General features: G+C 70.0%; 12 protein-coding genes. 6 read left to right on the forward strand and 6 right to left on the reverse strand.

Going from position 1 to position 17,356, the window contains the following annotated elements; all coding sequences use genetic code 11:
- Positions 1 to 41: 41 nt before the first annotated feature.
- The 3 genes from E1284_RS07925 (at position 42) to E1284_RS07935 (ending at position 4,840) form a co-directional block, all read left to right on the forward strand.
- Positions 42 to 1,877 carry an RICIN domain-containing protein gene (locus tag E1284_RS07925; protein WP_131938346.1) on the forward strand — a complete coding sequence of 612 codons (1,836 nt, stop codon included), beginning with the start codon at positions 42 to 44 and terminating at the stop codon, positions 1,875 to 1,877.
- Between the two features lie 229 nt (positions 1,878 to 2,106).
- On the forward strand, positions 2,107 to 3,132 hold the full coding sequence (locus tag E1284_RS07930) for a LacI family DNA-binding transcriptional regulator (RefSeq protein WP_131938347.1): 1,026 nt from the start codon (positions 2,107 to 2,109) through the stop codon (positions 3,130 to 3,132).
- A gap of 346 nt (positions 3,133 to 3,478) precedes the next feature.
- Entirely contained in the window at positions 3,479 to 4,840 is a 1,362-nt protein-coding gene (locus E1284_RS07935; protein WP_243714331.1) for an RICIN domain-containing protein, read from the forward strand.
- A 138-nt stretch (positions 4,841 to 4,978) separates the two neighbouring features.
- On the opposite strand, the gene E1284_RS42975 is transcribed toward E1284_RS07935, so the two are convergent.
- From E1284_RS42975 to E1284_RS07965, 6 genes are all read right to left on the reverse strand, one after another.
- Positions 4,979 to 6,964: an alpha-L-fucosidase gene (locus E1284_RS42975; protein ID WP_131938348.1), complete on the reverse strand. Its 1,986-nt coding sequence runs from the start codon at positions 6,962 to 6,964 to the stop codon at positions 4,979 to 4,981.
- Positions 6,965 to 7,086: 122 nt separating this feature from the next.
- Entirely contained in the window at positions 7,087 to 8,133 is a 1,047-nt protein-coding gene (locus E1284_RS07945; protein WP_207923625.1) for a LacI family DNA-binding transcriptional regulator, read from the reverse strand.
- Between the two features lie 504 nt (positions 8,134 to 8,637).
- Positions 8,638 to 10,284 carry a glycoside hydrolase family 27 protein gene (locus E1284_RS07950; RefSeq protein ID WP_131938349.1) on the reverse strand — a complete coding sequence of 549 codons (1,647 nt, stop codon included), beginning with the start codon at positions 10,282 to 10,284 and terminating at the stop codon, positions 8,638 to 8,640.
- 5 nt (positions 10,285 to 10,289) lie between these two features.
- Positions 10,290 to 11,660, reverse strand: a complete 1,371-nt coding sequence (locus tag E1284_RS07955) for a glycoside hydrolase family 10 protein (RefSeq protein WP_131938350.1) — start codon at positions 11,658 to 11,660, stop codon at positions 10,290 to 10,292.
- Positions 11,661 to 11,684: 24 nt separating this feature from the next.
- Positions 11,685 to 12,779: a cellulose binding domain-containing protein gene (locus E1284_RS07960; protein WP_131938351.1), complete on the reverse strand. Its 1,095-nt coding sequence runs from the start codon at positions 12,777 to 12,779 to the stop codon at positions 11,685 to 11,687.
- A 250-nt stretch (positions 12,780 to 13,029) separates the two neighbouring features.
- A complete protein-coding gene (locus E1284_RS07965; protein WP_207923626.1) occupies positions 13,030 to 14,067 on the reverse strand; it encodes a LacI family DNA-binding transcriptional regulator in 1,038 nt (345 codons plus the stop codon).
- A gap of 207 nt (positions 14,068 to 14,274) precedes the next feature.
- Between E1284_RS07965 and E1284_RS07970 the strand changes: the two genes are divergently transcribed.
- From E1284_RS07970 to E1284_RS07980, 3 genes are read left to right on the forward strand one after another with little or no spacing between them, the layout of a single operon-like run.
- Positions 14,275 to 15,510 carry a sugar ABC transporter substrate-binding protein gene (locus tag E1284_RS07970; RefSeq protein WP_131938352.1) on the forward strand — a complete coding sequence of 412 codons (1,236 nt, stop codon included), beginning with the start codon at positions 14,275 to 14,277 and terminating at the stop codon, positions 15,508 to 15,510.
- A 4-nt stretch (positions 15,511 to 15,514) separates the two neighbouring features.
- Positions 15,515 to 16,492: a carbohydrate ABC transporter permease gene (locus tag E1284_RS07975; protein ID WP_131938353.1), complete on the forward strand. Its 978-nt coding sequence runs from the start codon at positions 15,515 to 15,517 to the stop codon at positions 16,490 to 16,492.
- On the forward strand, positions 16,489 to 17,322 hold the full coding sequence (locus E1284_RS07980; protein WP_243714332.1) for a carbohydrate ABC transporter permease: 834 nt from the start codon (positions 16,489 to 16,491) through the stop codon (positions 17,320 to 17,322). The genes E1284_RS07975 and E1284_RS07980 overlap by 4 nt, the downstream gene beginning before the upstream one ends.
- Positions 17,323 to 17,356 lie beyond the last annotated feature (34 nt).

The following is a 17,356-nucleotide window of genomic DNA, read 5'->3' on the forward strand; positions in this document are numbered from 1 at the left end:
CCCTGATCCCCCACCCGTCCCTTCGCAAAGGAGTCACCCGCGTGGACACCGCACTCCTCGGACGGCATCGCGGCTTCGCCGTCGTCCTGGCGATCTGCGCGCTCGTCGCAGCCTCCGTCGCCGTTCTCACCGCCCCGGCCCGCGCCGCGGACGAGTCCATCGCCGTCGACTTCTCCACGGCGGGCGGCACCCCGACCTACCGGGCGTCCGGCTGGATCTACGGGATGACGGAGGACGCGTCTGCGCCCGCCGACCACTTCTACCGGGACGTCGAGTTCCAGTACATGCGCGCCGGCGGGGCGCAGCTCGACAGTCCGGGCGGCTGGGTGTCGGGCAAGTACGACCGCCGGTGGAACGCGACCCGCGCGCAGATGCTGCGCACCCGGTCGCTCGGCGGCCGGTTCGTCCTGCTCGTCCACGACCTGTGGGGGGCCGACGGCTACCCGATCTCCCGCTTCCCCGGCGACAACGGCGACTGGACCGACTACGACAGCTTCCTCACCCGCGTGATCGACGACGTGCGGGCGACGGGCGTGCCGGTGCAGTGGGACCTCTGGAACGAGCCCAACATCACGCTCTTCTGGAACCGTCCCCAGTCCCAGTACTTCGAGATGTGGCGGCGCGCGTACCAGCGCGTCCGGGCTGCGTTCCCGACGCACCTGATCGTGGGCCCGAGTTGCGCGTGCGTCCCGTCGACCACGTACGCGTGGTGGAACCAGTTCCTCGACTTCGTCCGCGCCGGCAACGTCGTGCCCGACATCGTCAGCTGGCACGCGCTGCCGGGCGACCCGGTGGCCAACGTCGCGGCGGCGAACACCACCCTCGATTCCCGGAACATCCCGCACCCGCGCCCGTACCAGATCAACGAGTACGGGGCGTCCAACGAGCAGAACCCGGGCGACGGCGCCTGGTACATCGCGCGGCTGGAGCGGGCCGGTGCGGACGGCCTGCGCGCCAACTGGGCGGGCGGCGGCAACCTGCACAACGACCTCGCGAACCTGCTCGTCCGCAACTCGGCGGGCCGGCACCTGCCGAAGGGGGAGTGGTGGGTCTATCGCTTCTACGGGTCGCAGACCGGCCGGATCGTCAGTGTGACGCCCAGCCCCGCCTACGACGCGTTCGCCACCAAGGCGGACGGAGTCGCGAAGGTCCTGGTCGGCGGAGGGGGCACGACGGGCAACATCGCGGTCGGCCTGCGGCGCCTCGACACGACGAGCGGCATCGTGCAGAACAACCGGGTACGGGTCGTCGCCCAGCGCGTCCCCCACAACGGCGGCGGCGCGGTCCAGGGCCCGGTCACCGTTCAGGACACCGTCGTGACCCTGTCCGGCGACGGTACGACGATCAACCTGCCGCACGGCAACGCCGACGACGCCTTCACCATCACACTCCTGCCTCCCGGCGACGGCGGCTTCCAGTCCGTCGCGGTCGTCCAGCACTCCCAGCAGTGCCTGGACAACACGGACCTGAGCACCGCCGACGGCAACCGGCAGCAGCAGTTCTACTGCGAGGGCGGCGATCAGCAGCTGTGGAACTTCCACCCAGTCCCGGGGAGCACGGGCACCTACACCGTCGTCAACCAGCAGACGGGCAAGTGCCTCGACATCACCGGCGCCTCCACGGCCGACGGCGCCGCCGTCGAGCAGTGGACCTGCCTGAGCGGAGCGACGAACCAGCAGTTCACCCTGCGGAGAGTCACCTACTCCGGCAACGATCCCCACGACTACCAACTCGTCGCCCGGCACAGCGGCAAGTGCGTCGATGTCAGCGGGGTATCCACGTCCGCAGGTGCCCCGGTCATCCAGTGGACCTGCAAACCCGTCGGCCAGAGCAGCCCCCTCAACCAGACGTGGCGGCTCTGGGGCCGGGGGGCCTAGCCCGCACGGCATTTCGTGGGCGGCGGTGAGGCGACCCTCGCCGCCGCCGCGCGAGGCGGCTCTCCATCATCTGTCGAATCGGTTCGCACAACCGTGGGACCGCCTACGGCACAGGTCAATGGGCCTTGGCCTAGGACGGTGGAGTCCGAAGGCGCTCCTCTGGCGCTCTCGATTCGACCTACGATGCGGCCAGCCGGTCGAATCGGCCGGATCAGGTGAGGGGGCGCCGGTGGACATCGGGGAGATCGCCAGGCGGTCCGGGGTGTCGCGCAGCACCGTCTCCTACGCCCTCAGCGGCAAGCGCCCGGTGTCGGAGGCGACCCGGCGGCGCATCCAGGCCGTCATCGACGAACTCGGCTACCGGCCCAACGCCGCCGCCAAGGCGCTCAAGGAGGGCAGGACCCACACCATCGGCCTGGTCATCCCCCCGGCCGGCCGGTCCCTGACCGACATGCAACTCGGCTTCGTGGCCAGCGTCGTCGACGCCGCCGCACGCACCGACCTGGACGTCCTCCTGTCGCCGTCCGGGGGTGAGCACGACCGTTCGTTCGAGCGCGTGCTCGGTGGCCGGCGGGTGGACGGCGTCGTGCTCATGGAGATCCGGTTGGAGGACGACCGGGTCACCCGCCTGCGGGAGTCCGGGCTGCCGTTCGTCGGCATCGGCCGCACCGCCCGCCCGGAGGAGATGTCCTGGGTCGATCTCGACTACGAGGCGCTGATCGCCCGATGCGTCCACCACCTGGCCGACCTGGGACACCGCAGCATCGCCCTGATCAACCGCTCCGCGGAACTGGTGGCGGCGGGGTACGGTCCCGGCCACCGCGCCCAGGCCGGCTTTGCGCGCTCGGTCGCCGAACGCGGCCTCGCGGGTGTGCAGACCTGCTGCGCCGACGACGCCCAGTCCGGGATGACCTGCCTCGAAGGGCTCCTCGCCGAGCACCCGGACCTGACCGCCGTCGCCACCATCAACGAGGCCGCCATCCCGGGCATGTACCACGCGCTGGCGCAGGCGGGGCGGGCGGTGCCGGGCGACTTCTCCATCACCGGCGTCGCCGCACGGGACCTGGCGGAGAACCTCCATCCGCCCCTCACCGCCTCCGATGTACCCGCCGACGACCTCGGTGCCCAGGCCGTCGAGATGCTCGTCCAGCGGATCGCCGAGCCCGCCACCCCGCACCACCACGTCCTCGTCGCCCCGCCCATCTCGCTGCGCGGCACGACCGCGCCCGCGCGCCTCCGGCACCCGCTCGCCTGACCGGCGGGCCGCCTCGAAGGGCGGCGGAATGCCGGCGCGCAGCCGCCGCTCCGTGCGATCGGTGACTTCTCGATTGGCGACCAATAGCGCATGGGGGCTTCTCGATGAGCCGCTTCGATCCATTTTCCTGTGAAACAAGGTCGGTGTTTTCATGGAATATGGATGTGTCATGCGGCCGCGGGTAATATTTGCGAGTAGAAGTCATGTCCATCGGCGTCGGCCGCTATGAGGAAGCGTCCAGATGGCGACCTGTGCTCATTGTCAGGTCCTTGATCCACCCGGCGCCGAGAACTGTCACCGGTCATGCCGGACATTTCCTCTGCGGCCTTTTGTGAAGGAGGAGGAATTGCGGCACAGAATGCTGTTCCTGCCGGCCCTGGTCGCGGCGGTCCTCGCCCTGGTCACGGTCGGCACGGCGTTCGGCAGCGGCCCCATGGGCGGCACGGCGTTCGGCAGCGGCCCCATCAGCGGCTCAACCGTGAGGTCGGCCGCCCCCGCGCCGAGTTCCGGATGCGGCAAGGCCCCAACGCTGGCGAGCGGCAGCCATTCGATCACGAGCAGCGGCCAGAACCGCGGCTACATCCTGCGCGTCCCCGCGAACTACGACAGCGGCCACCCGTACCGGTTGATCTTCGGATTCCACTGGAACGGCGGCACCGCCAACGATGTCGACTCCGGCGGGACCGACGGGTACAACTGGTCCTACTACGGACTCAGGCGGCTCGCCGACAGCGCGGGCGACACGACCATTTTCGTCGCGCCCCAGGGCATCAACAACGGCTGGGCCAATTCCAACGGCCGGGACGTGATGTTCGTCGACGACATGCTCCGGCAGATCGAGGCCGGCCTGTGCGTCGACACGGGGCAGATCTTCTCCTCCGGTTTCAGCTACGGCGGCGCGATGTCGTACGCCCTCGCCTGTGCCCGGCCGACGGTCTTCCGCGCGGTCGCGGTCTACTCCGGCGCGAACCTCAGCGGATGCAGCGGCGGCACCCAGCCCGTCGCATACATCGGGCTGCACGGCATCAGGGACAACGTCCTGAACATCTCGCTGGGACGGGGACTGCGCGACGCGTTCGTGAGGAACAACGGCTGCGCCCCCCAGAACCCGCCCGAACCCGCGTACGGCAGCCTGACGCACATCGTGACCGCCTACTCCGGCTGCACATCCGGATATCCGGTCGTCTGGGCCGCGTTCGACGGAGCGGGCCACGACCCCGGCCCGATCGACGGGTGCGCCTGTGGCGGCTGGCGCACCTGGACCTCGGGCGTGGTGTGGGACTTCTTCACCCAGCTCGATGGCGGCAACCCGCCGCCGCCCCCGGCGTCGACCCTGGTGAATGCCGGCTCCGGCCGGTGCCTGGACGTACCGGGCTTGTCGCAGACCAACGGGACGCAGGTGGAGCTGTGGGACTGCAACGGCGGGTCCAACCAACAATGGGCCCTGACCTCGTCCAAAGAGTTGCAGGTGTACGGCTCCAAGTGTCTGGACGCGTATGCGAACGGCACCTCACCCGGCACCAAGGTGATCATCTGGGATTGCCACGGCGGCGCCAACCAGCAGTGGAACGTGAACGCCGACGGCACGGTCACCGGCGTGCAGTCGGGCCTGTGCCTCGACCCGACCGGTTCCGGGGCCGCCAACGGCACCCTCGTCCAACTGGGGACGTGCAGCGGCGGCGACAGCCAGAAGTGGAGTCGTACCTGACCTTGTGACCCGAGGATCAGTACCCGCGATCTGCGCCGGCCGGACGTACCAGACGTCCGGCCGGCGCCTCTCGTCGACCGCTGTCAGCGGGCGGTGGCGGTGAACTGCCACCAGTTCACGTTGACGACGGTCTCTTGGTCAGATCTCGGTGATGGTCCATTGGTTGTTGGTGCTGGAGTTGGGCGCCCAGAGGACCGTGGTGGAGCCGATCGCGGTGGCGCCCGCGCCGTCGAGGGCGGTTCCGGTGCCCCGGTTGATGATCTGGTAGCGGCCGTTGCCGAGGCTGTTCAGCCTCCATTGCTGATTGCCGCCGCCGTTCCACTGTGCTTGCCGTGCGGAGGCGCCGTTGGCGGCGTCGCCCCAGCTGTCGGCGACCATTCCGTTGGTGCGGTTGACGATGCGGTAGTAGCCGCCGCCCGCATCGACCAGTTGCCATTGCAGGTTGGTGCTGCCGTCGTAGTTCCATTGCTTGAGCACCGACCCGGAGGCGACGTTTCCGCCGCTGTCCAGGACCAGGCCGCTGGTGACGTTCGCGATCCGTACCCAGCCGGTCGGAGCCGGGCCCGAGCCCAGCGCGGGGATCTGGCCGGAGAAGGTGAGCCTGACCACGTACGCCCGCGCGCCGAACGGGGCGGTGGCCGAGGGCATCGAGATGTGCAGGCCGGAACCGTCCTGGCCGTGGTCGGGCAGGTCGACGGACTCCCCGGCGGCGGGGCCGAGCAGCCGCACCGAGGTCAGCGAGCTCAGGTTGATGCGGTTGGAGCTCAGCGTGGCGATGTTCAGCGTGCCGCCCGGCCAGCCCAGCACCGTCGCGTAGAGGACGGTGTTGTCCTTGCTGCGGGTGAACCGGATGTCCTTGCCGGTGCCCTCCCGCGGCGTGGTGAACGAGCCGCCGCCCATCTTCGTGGGGCCCTCGCCGTAGGCCGTCCAGGCCCGGGTCGCGTAGATGGATTCGCCGAAGCGTTTGAGGTGGTCACCGATGCCGAGGAGGATGTCCCGCTGCCCGGACGGGATGGTGCCGTCGGCCATCGGCGCGATGTTCAGCACCATGTTGCCGTTCTTGCTGACCCGGTCGATCAGCGAGTGCAGCAGGGCGTTGGTCGAGTAGTAGCCGATGCCCACGGTGTAGCACCAGCTGGAACTGGAGACGCTGTCGTCGGTCAGCCAGTAGGGGGTCTGGATGTCGGCCGGTCCACCGCGCTCGAAGTCGTAGACCTCGCCCCGGTTGTTGAACCCGTCCTTGTACGTGGCGACCACTTCTTTGTTCCAGGCGATGGCCTGGTTGTAGTAGTGGGCCAGGAAATTGAGGCGCTGCGGCTCGTCGATACGGCTGAGGTTGAAGTCCTGGTAGATGATGTCGGGCTGGTAGCCGTCGATGACCTCGCGGAGCTTGTCGTACCAGAGCTGGACCTGCGTGCCCCAGTCGAGCTGGCCGTACAGCTTCCGCAGGGAGGTCGTCGACTGCTGCGGCACGTGGTCGTAGTAGCCGGTGAAGTTGTACGCGTGGTGCAGTGACACGAACAGTTTGAGGCCCTTGGCGCGGATGGCGTCGGCGTGCTGCCGCAGCAGGTCGAGCCGGGGCCCGGTGGCCACCGAGTTCCATTCGTTGACGGTGCTGTTCCACATCGAGAAGCCGTCGTGGTGCTCGGCCACCGGTCCGGCGAACCTGGCTCCGGCGTCGGCGAAGAGCTGCGCCCATTCGCCGGGGTCGAAGGCGCCGCCGGCGGATCTCAGCTTGGGTGCGAACTGCACCCAGCCTCCGGCCCTGTCCCGGGCGCCGTTGATGAAGTTGTGGTACGGCCACACGGCGGGATCGCCGTAGACGCTCCTGTGATGGTTGTTCTCATTGGAGCCGGCGATGTACATGTTGCGCGGGTACCACTCATTCCCGAACGCCGGGACGCTGAAGACGCCCCAGTGGTAGTAGACGCCGAACTTGGCGTCCTGGAACCACTCCGGAGCCGGTGGATGCTGGTCCACCGACGCCCACGTCGGGGCGTAGCCGCTCGGCGCCGCTGCCCGCGCGGTTCCCGGCCTCAACAGGCCGGTGGCCGCGGCGGCCCCGGTGATTCCGGCCGTGACGATCAGTTGGCGGCGGCTGAACTGGAATGACGACGAAGTCATGAGGGGAGCCTTTCGAGGGGGACGATCCGAGCGTGATCGAACCGATTCGATAAGTCAATGAACGGCCTCGTCCGGTGGATTTTTTTCATGACCCGGTCCGGTGGCGGCGGGGCCGGGGCGGTTCAGGCGGACTCGCGGACGATCAGCTTGGTCGCCAGCACGACACCGCGTCCCTCGGATGCCCGTCGGCCTTCGCAGGCGCGCAGTTCGCGAGCGAGCCGGATGCCCAGGTCCTCGGCGGGCTGGCGCACCGTGGTCAGGCGCGGCCGCACCTGCCGGGCCACCGGGGCGTCGTCGAACCCGACGACCGCCACGTCGTCGGGCACCCGCCGGCCGGCCCGCCGCAGCGCGCGCAACGCGCCGACCGCCATCAGGTCGGAGGCGGCCAGCACCGCGTCGAGGTCGGGGCGGCGGTCCAGCAGCCGCTGCATGGCGAGCTCACCGGACAGGCGGCCGAAGTCGCCGTACCCGACCAGGCCGGTCATGTCCATCCCCGCCTGCCGCGCGCCGATCCGGTAACCCGCCAGCCGGTCGACGCCGGCCGCAAGCCTGGCCGGACCGGCGAGCGTGCCGATCCGGGATCGGCCCGTGGCCAGCAGGTGGCTGACGGCCGCGAGCGCTCCGCCCCGGTTGTCGGCGTCCACGTACGGCACGGCCACCTCGTCGAGGGGACGTCCCGCCACCACCACCGGGACTCCGGCCACCGCGCGCATCACCGACACGGGCCGGCCGCGGTGCGCGCCGACGAGCAGGACCCCGTCGAGGCACTCACTGCGCAGGTAGTCGGCGGTGACCTCCCATTCGCCGGGATGGCCGACCGTCAGGATGACGATCGGCCCGCGGCCGGCGAGCTCCCGCCGCACGCCCCACAGGAGCCGGGCATAGAACGGGTCGCCGAAGACACGGGAGCTGTCGTCGCACACCACGACCGCGACCGCGCCGGAGGACCGGCCGTCCGGCGGCTGCGAGCGGCGCCGCACGTAGCCGAGGCGTTCCACGGCCGCCTCTACCCGGCGGCGCGCCTGGTGGCTCACCCGGACCGAGCCGGTGAGCACGCGGGAGGCGGTCGCGGGTGACACGCCGGCGAGGCTGGCGACCTGCGCGAGGGTCGCGGTGCGGCCGCGCGGTTCCTCGGCGAACGGCGCCGCGGAGGGTTCGATGATCGTCACGGGGCACTCCCTTCGGGAACCCCGGCCGTCGAGGACCGGCCAGGGCGCGGGGAGTGGGAGCGCTCCCAGTCTCAGCTCGACGCGTCCGTGTGTCAAGGGTCACGCGAGGGACGCGGCCGGCGGGCAGTTCCGGGGCGGCGCCGCCGCCGGACGCGTCACCGCTCGCCGATGGCGTGAAAGCCGTGAAAGGGGGCTCTCCACCGCCCCTCGGGCCGGACTACGGTCGCGTCGAATCGATTCGAGGAGTGGGAGCGCTCCTCAATGCCTTCGATCACCGGGAGGCCGGATGCCGGATCCCGCCAGGCGTCGAGCGGCGATCGCGTCGGCGGCCACGGTGCCGCCCACCGCACCTTCGCCGGGCACGGCCCTGCCACCATGCACGACGCCACATCAGCAGTGGACCTTGGATAGCGCAGCGAACGGGCCCTGCCCGCGGTGTGAAAGCCGCGCGGCAGGGCCCGGTCGCTGCGGAGTCCGTGACGTACGGGCGCGTATGAACGAGACTCAGTCAAAGGCCCATTGCTGGTTGGAGCCGCCGTTGCAGGTCCACAGCTCGACCGGTGTGCCGTTGCCGGTCCCGGCGCCGGTCACGTCCAGGCACAACCCGGACTGCACGCCGGTGATGGTGCCGTTGGCGTTGACCTGCCACTGCTGGTTCGCTCCTCCGTTGCAGTCCCAGATCTCCACCTTCGTGCCGGGGGACGTCTGGTTGTCGTAGGCGTCCAGGCATTTCGTACCGCCGTACGCGGTGAGCTGGCGGGAGGACGTGCGGGTCCAGCTCTGGTTGGAGCCCCCGTTGCAGTCCCAGATCTGTACCTGGGCGCCGTTGTCCTGGGTGGAGTTCGGCACGTCCAGGCATTTGCCCGCCCCGACCGCGCGGACGGCCCCGGAGGGTGTGGTGGTGCCGCCCGCCATCCGGTACATGACGGTGCCGTGCGCGGGGACGGAGGCGCTGATCGTGCCCGTGGTCGTCGAGGTGCCTCCGGTCCACAGGTCGGTCAGCGTGTAGCTGGAGGCCCCCGACTTCCCGACGGCGGCGGCCGTGGTGGAGATGGTGGCGGTGGATCCGGTCTCGTTGAACAGGACCACCGACACGTCCCCGTTGGCGAGGGGCTTGGCCAGCACGTGGAGGCCGCCGGACGAGGACACCTGGGTGCCCTGCTCGCCCAGGGGGTCCTGGTCCACGGCGATCACGGCCTTGTTGGTCAGGACCGACAGCGTGGCCGGGCTGGGATCGGCCACGTCGGAGCCCTCGATGAGCGGTGCGGCCATCTCCGCCCACAGGCTGAACTCCGTCCGGTCCTCGACGGCGCTCATCCCGTTGCCGATCTCGAGCATGTCGGGGTCGTTCCACGCCCCGGGCCCGGCGTAGCGGGCCAATCCGACGTTGGTGCGGAAGTTGGACAGCATGCTGGAGTAGCTGGGCTGGATGTCGACCGTGGTACGCCACAGGTTCGCCACCGGTGCGGCCCAGGTCCACGGCTGGACGCTGCCGTCCCAGCCGTTGCACATGCTGAAGACGATCGGGCGGCCGGTCGCCGCCAGCGCGTCCCGCATGCGCGTGTACAGGGTCCGGGCGACCTGCTGGTGCGACTGCCCCGGGAAGCCGCTGAACGGGACGTTGCACCAGTCGTACTTGACGTAGTCGACTCCCCAGGAGGCGAAGAGCCCGGCGTCCTGCTGCTCGTGCCCGTAGCTGCCGGGGAATCCGGCGCACGTCGCGGTGCCGGCGTCCTCGTAGATGCCGAACTTCAGGCCGAGCGAGTGCACGTAGTCGGCGACCGCGGCGATCCCGCTGGGGAACTTGACGGGGTCGGCGACCAGGTTGCCGTTCGCGTCCCGGTTGCGGGTCATCCAGCAATCGTCGATGTTGACGTACTGGTATCCGGCCGCCTGCATGCCGTTGTCGTGCATGGCCAGCGCGGTCCGCCGTACCAGTTGCTCGTTGACGTTGCAGCCGTAGGCGTTCCAGTCGTTCCAGCCCATGGGGGGTGTCGAGGCCAGCCCGTTGCCCAGGGCCCGGCTTGCGCCCGGGGACGTTGTCGCGTCCCGCGCCGACGCTGCGGCGGGCGACGCCAGCGCGATCACGGGCGCGAGGAGCAGGGCCGGCGCGGCGGCGTGCCACCGCCTGGCCGGAGGTTTCCGATGCATGGTGATCATCCGTGGGTGCAAGCGGTGCCGTTGAGCGCGAAGCTCGTTGGCGCGGGGTTGGCGTTGTCGTTCCAGGACGCGTTGAACCCGAAGTTCGTGCTGCCGTCGGCGGCCAGCACGCCGTTCCAGTCGACGTTGCGAGCCGTGACGTCCGCGCCGTTCTGCGTGATGGAGGAGTTCCATGCCTGCGTGACGCGTTGCCCGGCGCCGAACGACCACGTCAGGGTCCAGCCGTTGACGGCAGTGCCGAGGTTGGTCACCTCGACATTGGCGGTGAATCCGCCCGGCCATTGCGAGGTCACGGTGTATTCGACCGAGCAGCTACCGGTGGGCGGGGGAGGGGTGGTGCCTCCGCCGCCCAACGCGGACAGAACCGCGTCGTAGGCGGGCTTCTTGTTGCCGTTGCCGTCGAACAGCAGCGGGTTGTCCCCGCTGCGCCAGGAGTCGCTGTCGCGGATGCCCCAGGTGGTGATGCCGGTGCAGCGTGACACGTTCATGCAGGCGCGGACGGTGTTGGCGTACGCGGTGGACGGCGCCTGTGCGATGTCCAACTCGGTGATCTGGACGTCCACGCCGAGGGCGGCGAAGTTGGACAGCGTGGTCTGGAAACTCGCCGGCGGACCGCCCGAGCCGAAGTGGCTCTGGAAGCCGACGCAGTCGATGGGCACGCCGCGCGCCTTGAAGTCGCGGACCATGGCGTAGACGCCTTGGGTCTTGGGGGCGTTCCAGTCCTCGATGTTGTAGTCGTTGTAGCAGAGCTTGGCCGCCGGGTCGGCGGTCCGGGCGGTACGGAACGCCTCCTCGATGAACCCGTTGCCCAGGACGTTCTGGAACACCGAGGAGCGGTGCTGGGTGCTGCCGTCGGCGAACGCCTCGTTCACCACGTCCCACGCGTAGATCTTGCCCTTGAAGTGGGTCATCTCGGTGGTGATGTGGTTGTTCATCACGCTGCGCAGCGTGTTGGCGTCCCCGATGGAGCTCACCCACCCGGGCAGCTGCGAGTGCCACACCAGGGTGTGGCCGCGCAGGCGCTGCCCGTGCGACGCGGCGTGGCCGGCGATCTGGTCGGCCGGGCCGAAGTTGAACGAGCCGCGGGACGGTTCGGTGGTGTCCCATTTCATCTCGTTCTCCGGGGTGATCATGGTGAATTCCCGGTCGAGGATCGTCGAGTAGACGGAGTCGCCGAGCTTGCCGGCGGCCACCGCGGTGCCGAAGTACCGCCCGGACACGGCCGCCTGCCCGCCCAGCGTGCTCGCCGCCTGCGCCGTGCCGGGCAGGAGCGCCGGGAGCAGCGCGACGGCGGCCGACAGGCCGAGCACCAGGCTCCGGCGCCCGCGGCGAGGTCGTGGACGTGTGGTCTGTTCTCCCAGCTTCATGATGTTCTCCCGGAGGTGTTCCGCTCAGGACGCGGTGCAGGTGAGCGCGGGGATCTCGTTGGCGCCGGTCCAGGTGCCCAGGAACCCGAACTCGGTGGCGGCGCCCGCGCCGAGGGAGCCGTTGAAGTCGGCGTTGCGTGCGGTGACCTCCGGCCCGGAGGAGGTGATCGTGGCGTTCCACGCCTGGGTGACGCTCTGGCCGCCGGCGTACCGCCACGTGACGGTCCAGCCGGTGATGGGTGCGCTCCCGGCGGTGACCTTGACCGACGCCTGGAACCCGCCGGACCACTGCCCGGCCATGGTGTAGGTGGCGGTGCAGGCGCGTGTCCCGGGGTCTGTACCGCCGTCGGGGTCGCCGATGCTTCCGGGCACGGACCGCAGCGCGGTGTACCAGGCGGCGGCCATCTTGTCGTATCCGGTGGCGTTGGGATGGACGCCGTCGGCCAGGTCGGCGGCGGTCAGCGCGGCGTGCATGTCCACCAGGTGCACGTGCTTGCCGACGTCGGCCTTGCTCCGGACGATCCCCGGGATCGCGGCGTTGTAGGTCCGGACGGCGGTCTCCTGCGCCGACCAGGCGATCGGGATGATCGTCGCGACGAACACCTCGGCGGTCGGTGCGGTGGCGGTGATGTGGTCGATCAGCGCCGAGAGCCGGGCGGGTGCGCCCGCCGGGTCGTGGTTCTGCAGGATGTCGTTGGTGCCGATGTGCAGCAGGACGGTGTGCGGGGTGCTCGTGCGCAGCCAGCCGACGACGCCGGCGTCGATCTGGTCGATGCGCCAGCCCGAGTGTCCCTCGTGGTCGCGGTCGCCGAGCTCGGCGGGCCCGCCGGACAGCGACCCGACGAAGTCCACCCGGTGGCCCCCGTCCACGAACCGGTGCCACAGGCCGGTCCGGTACGCGCCGGGGACCGTGATCCCGTCGGTGATCGAGTCACCCAGCGGCATCACCCGTACGCCCCCGTTGGACTCGGCGTGGGCGGTGCCGCCCACAGGCACGACAAGCGCCGCGGTCAGGACGGCCGCGAGCAGGACGCCGGCCCACCGCGCCTGCCGGGAGAGGGACCGCCGCCACCGAGCACGGGAGCTCTGCCGGAACCGAACATGGGAAACGAAAATCATCCGAGCCTCCAACCGTGGGCGGCGGCCCCAAGGTGTCCACCACCCGGTGATCGCGCCGCCGACGTTAGCCCTGACATCAATGGCCGGATAGCCGCCGCGGTTTCCGTCTCGCTGCTCAGCCGAATTCACCCAGGCCAGGGAGCATGAAACGGAATCACCCTCGGCGTGAAAATTTTCACGGCGACCGGCAAGGCCGCGGAATAAGCCCGCTAAGCGCCATCGCCAGACGCCTGACCCCGCACCGGCCTGATCAGGGGGCGGCGGGGCCGGTGCTGGCGCGCAGTGAGATCGGCGGCGTCAGCAGCCGGTGGCGGAGCGGCGCCGCCGAGGGGCCGATGCGTTCCAGCAGCAGGTCGATGGCGATGCGGCCCATCTCGCGGGAGGGAACGTCGGCCGCGGTGAGCGCGGGTGTCACGGCTTCGGCCCACCGGCTGCCGACGATGCCGGTGACCGACATGTCGCGGGGGATCTCCCGGCCGGCGGTGCCGAGCCCCCGGTACAGCCCGCCGAGCGCCGCCTCGTTCAGGGTCACGATTCCGGTGACGCCCGGGTCGTCCGACAGGATGCGCTCCACGCAGGCCTCGCCCGACGCGGCGTCGTCCCCGCACTGGTACGAGCGGCCGGTCAGCTCGTGTTCCGCGAGGGCCCGCTCGAACCCGTCCTGGCCCCGCCGTGCCGACTCGTATCCGGCCCGGATGAGCTCCTCGGACCGGTTGACGAGCGCGAGCCGGCGGTGGCCGAGCTGCGCCAGGTGCTGGACGCAGTGCTGGACGAGCCGCCCGTGGTCCAGGTCGACCCAGCTGGTCCCGTCGGGCTGCGCGGTGCGGCCGATCGTCACGAAGGGGAAGCCGGTCGCGCGCATCCTGTCGACGCGGGCGTCCTGCAGCCTGATCTCCATCAGGATCGCGCCGTCGACCCGCCGCTCGCCGATGAGCCGGTGGAAGGTGCGGTCCTCCGCCCCGCCCGGCGACATCAGGACGTCGTAGTCGCGGACGGCGGCGGCGTCGACCAGGCCGCCGATGAAGTCGAGTTGCATGTCGGTGTAGTGCGTGCTCGCGGGCGGGAAGACCAGGCCCAGCGTCCGGGTCTCGCCGCGTGCGAGCGCCCGCGCGCTGGCGTTCGGCTGGTACCCCATCTCATCGATGACCCGCTGGATGCGCAGCCGGGTGGCCTCCGAGACCGGACGCTTCCCGCTCAGCGCGTAGGACACCGTGCTGCGCGACACCCGCGCCCGCCGCGCGATCTCCCCGATCGTCACGGACGCCGCGTCATCGAACCGATTCGACAAAGTTCCTCCAACCCGTGCGCTCACGATATCGGTTGTCACGCATGAGCGAACCGGTTCGTCGAGGGGAGCCCTTCGTAGGACTGCGGAATCGATGCGCCCGCCGCCATTGACCGGCGGCGCGCAGCCGTTTATGGTGCATCGAACCGGTTCGGCGAACCGGTTCGACCCAGCCCGCGCGCTGGGATCCGCGCCGGAAAGGAATCCGCGATGACCCACCCTCTTCCCCGCTACAGGACCCGCGTCCTGGCAGCGGGCGTCGCCGCGCTCGCCATTGCCTCGGCCGCCGGCTGCTCGTCCGGCGGCGACGCCGCCGATCCCGGCAGCTACACGGTCTGGGACCCCTACCCCCAGTACCAGGCGGGCTCCGACTGGGCGAAGCTGCTGGACAAGTGCGGCGCCGGCGCGGGGGTCAAGGTGAAGCGCACCGCCTACGACACCACGGACCTGACCAACAAGGCGCTGCTCGCCGCGCAGCAGGGCAACGCGCCGGACGTCCTCATCGTGGACAACCCGGTGGTGTCGACGCTCGCCGAGGCCGGCGTCCTGACCACGACGGCCGAGACCGGCACCGACACGTCGACGATCCAGCCGAACCTGCTGGCGGCCGGGCAGGCCGGTGGCAAGACCTACGGGATCCCGATCGGCGCGAACACTCTCGCGCTCTTCTACAACGAGAAGGTCCTGAAGGCCGCGGACGTCGACGTCTCCACGATCAAGGACTGGACGAGCCTCACCGCCGCGCTGCAGAAGGTGAAGGCGGCCGGCAAGAAGGGCATCACCTTCTCCGCGATCGGCACCGAAGAGGGCAGCTTCCAGTTCCTGCCCTGGTTCTGGGGCGCGGGCGCGCAACTCACCGGCCTCGACGCGCCGCAGTCGGTCGACGCCCTGACGCTGTGGTCCGACTGGGTGAAGAAGGGCTACGCGCCCAAGTCGGTCCTGAACAACACGCAGACCACCAGTTGGCAGGAGTTCGCGACCGGCGACTACGCCTTCGCCGAGAACGGCACCTGGCAACTGGAGAACGTCAAGAAGGCGGGCTTCCCGTACGGGATCATCCCGCTCCCCGGGAAGGACGGCGGCACCGCCCCGGCCCCGACCGGGGGCGAGTTCGTGACCGTCCCGGTGCAGGACGACACCGGCCGCTACGGCACGTCCAAGAAGATCGGCGACTGCCTGACCAGCGGGGACGACTCCTACACCGCCGTCAGCACGCTCTCCTACATCGCGCCGACGACCCAGATCCAGCAGAAGCAGGTCGAGGCCAAGCCCGAGTTGAAGGTCTGGGTGGACGCGGTGCACGCGGCGAAGGGGCGCACGAGCGACAACCTCGGCACCAAGTACCCGAAGATCTCCCAGCAGATGTGGACGGCCGTGCAGAGCGCGTTGAGCGGATCGGCCACGCCCCAGGAGGCGATGGCGAAGGCCCAGACGTCGGTGAAGTGACGCGATGAACGACACGACGCAGCGCGCCCGCCACGCAGGGAGGGCCACGGAAGCGGCGGGCCGCGCCGCCTCCCGCGCTCGGCCGAAGGCGGCGCATCGCCGCTCGGGGCACTGGACGGCCTGGGCTTTTCTCTTGCCGCTGGTGGCCTACCTCGTCCTGTTCTACGCCTATCCCCTCTACCGCAATGTCGAGTTGAGCCTGCGGGACTACAACGTCCGGTCGTTCGTCCACGGCGGGGCGCCGTTCGCGGGGCTGGACAACTACGCCGAGGTCGTGCGCGACGCGACGTTCTGGCCCGCGCTGTGGCACACCGCGGTGTTCACGCTGGTGTCGCTGGTGTTCCAGTTCTTCATCGGGCTCGGCCTGGCCGTGTTCTTCAACCGGCACTTCAAGCTCTCGGTGGTGCTGCGGGCCCTCTTCCTGGTGCCGTGGCTGCTGCCGCTGATCGTGTCGGCGTCGACCTGGACGCTGCTGCTGAACTCCGAGGCCGGCGCCGTCAACTGGCTGCTGGGCCTGGGCGGGATCGGGCCGGTGGACTGGCTGACCTCGCCGCATTGGTCGCTGGCCTCGGTGACGATCGCCAACATCTGGATCGGGATCCCGTTCAACCTGGTCATCCTGTACAGCGGGCTGCAGTCCGTCCCGGACGAGTTGTACGAGGCGGCGGCGCTGGACGGCGCGTCCGCCTGGCAGCGGTTCTGGCGGATCGCGTTCCCGCTGCTGCGCCCCGTATCGGCGATCACGCTGATGCTCGGCCTGGTCTACACGCTGAAGGTGTTCGACCTCATCTGGATCATGACGCGGGGCGGGCCCGCGGACTCCTCCGCGACGTTCGCCACCTGGTCCTACCAGCTCGGGTTCGCCAACCCGCTGCCGTCCTTCGGGCCCGGCGCCGCCGTCGGCAACCTGCTGGTGCTGGCGGCCCTGGCGTTCGGCCTGCTGTACATCCGCTTCGAGCGCCGGCAGCGGGAGGCCCTGTGAAGCGCGGCACCGTGAACGCGACGAGATCCTGGTGGAAGACCGCGATCGCGCTGCTGCTGACCGCGATCATGCTGTTCCCGGTCTACTGGATGCTCAACAACTCGCTCACCCGGGACGAGGACATGCGGCGCACCCCGCCGTCCTTCTTCCCCGCGCACCCCACCCTGGACGGCTACCGCGCCGTCCTGGACCAGCAGCTCCCCTACCTCGGCACGAGCCTGCTCGTCGGGCTCGGCACCGTGCTGCTGACCGTGGTGATCGCCGCTCCGGCGGGCTACGCGCTCGGGCTGCTGCGCCCCCGCGGCTCCGGGGCGCTGAGCTTCCTGCTGCTCGCCGCGCAGATGATCCCCGGGATCATCATGGCGATGGGGTTCTACGCGATCTACCTGAACCTCGGTGTGCTGAACACGCTGCCCGGCCTGATCCTCGCCGACTCCACGCTCGCCGTCCCGTTCGGGGTGCTGATCTTCACCGCCTTCATGGCGGGCATCCCCCGGGAGCTGCTGCAGGCGTCCCGCGTGGACGGCGCGGGGACATTCCGCACCTTCTGGTCGATCGTGCTGCCGATCAGCCGCAACAGCGTCGTCACCGTCTCGCTGTTCGCGTTCCTGTGGTCGTGGTCGGACTTCATCTTCGCCAGCACGCTGGACGGCGGCGGGCGGTACCGGCCGATCACCCTCGGGATCTACCACTACATCGGCAACAACAACCAGCAGTGGAACGCCATCATGGCCGCCGCGGTCGTGGCGTCGGTCCCGACCACGCTGATCCTGATCGGCGCGCAGCGCTACATCGCCGCGGGGGCCACCGCCGGCGCCGTCAAGGACTGACTCCCTTCCCCCTCTTCAGAAACGAGTTCGCTTC

It is taken from the genome of Actinomadura bangladeshensis (assembly GCF_004348335.1).
In the GTDB taxonomy this organism is placed as follows: Bacteria; Actinomycetota; Actinomycetes; order Streptosporangiales; family Streptosporangiaceae; genus Spirillospora; species Spirillospora bangladeshensis.

What these genes read in the sequence shown, in the direction of transcription:
- E1284_RS42975 (WP_131938348.1), bottom strand. Translation starts at nt 6,964, where the DNA reads ATGACTTCGTCGTCATTCCAGTTCAGCCGCCGCCAACTGATCGTCACG.
- E1284_RS07950 (WP_131938349.1), bottom strand. Translation starts at nt 10,284, where the DNA reads ATGCATCGGAAACCTCCGGCCAGGCGGTGGCACGCCGCCGCGCCGGCC.
- E1284_RS07955 (WP_131938350.1), bottom strand. Translation starts at nt 11,660, where the DNA reads ATGAAGCTGGGAGAACAGACCACACGTCCACGACCTCGCCGCGGGCGC.
- E1284_RS07960 (WP_131938351.1), bottom strand. Translation starts at nt 12,779, where the DNA reads ATGATTTTCGTTTCCCATGTTCGGTTCCGGCAGAGCTCCCGTGCTCGG.
- E1284_RS07970 (WP_131938352.1), top strand. Translation starts at nt 14,275, where the DNA reads ATGACCCACCCTCTTCCCCGCTACAGGACCCGCGTCCTGGCAGCGGGC.
- E1284_RS07975 (WP_131938353.1), top strand. Translation starts at nt 15,515, where the DNA reads ATGAACGACACGACGCAGCGCGCCCGCCACGCAGGGAGGGCCACGGAA.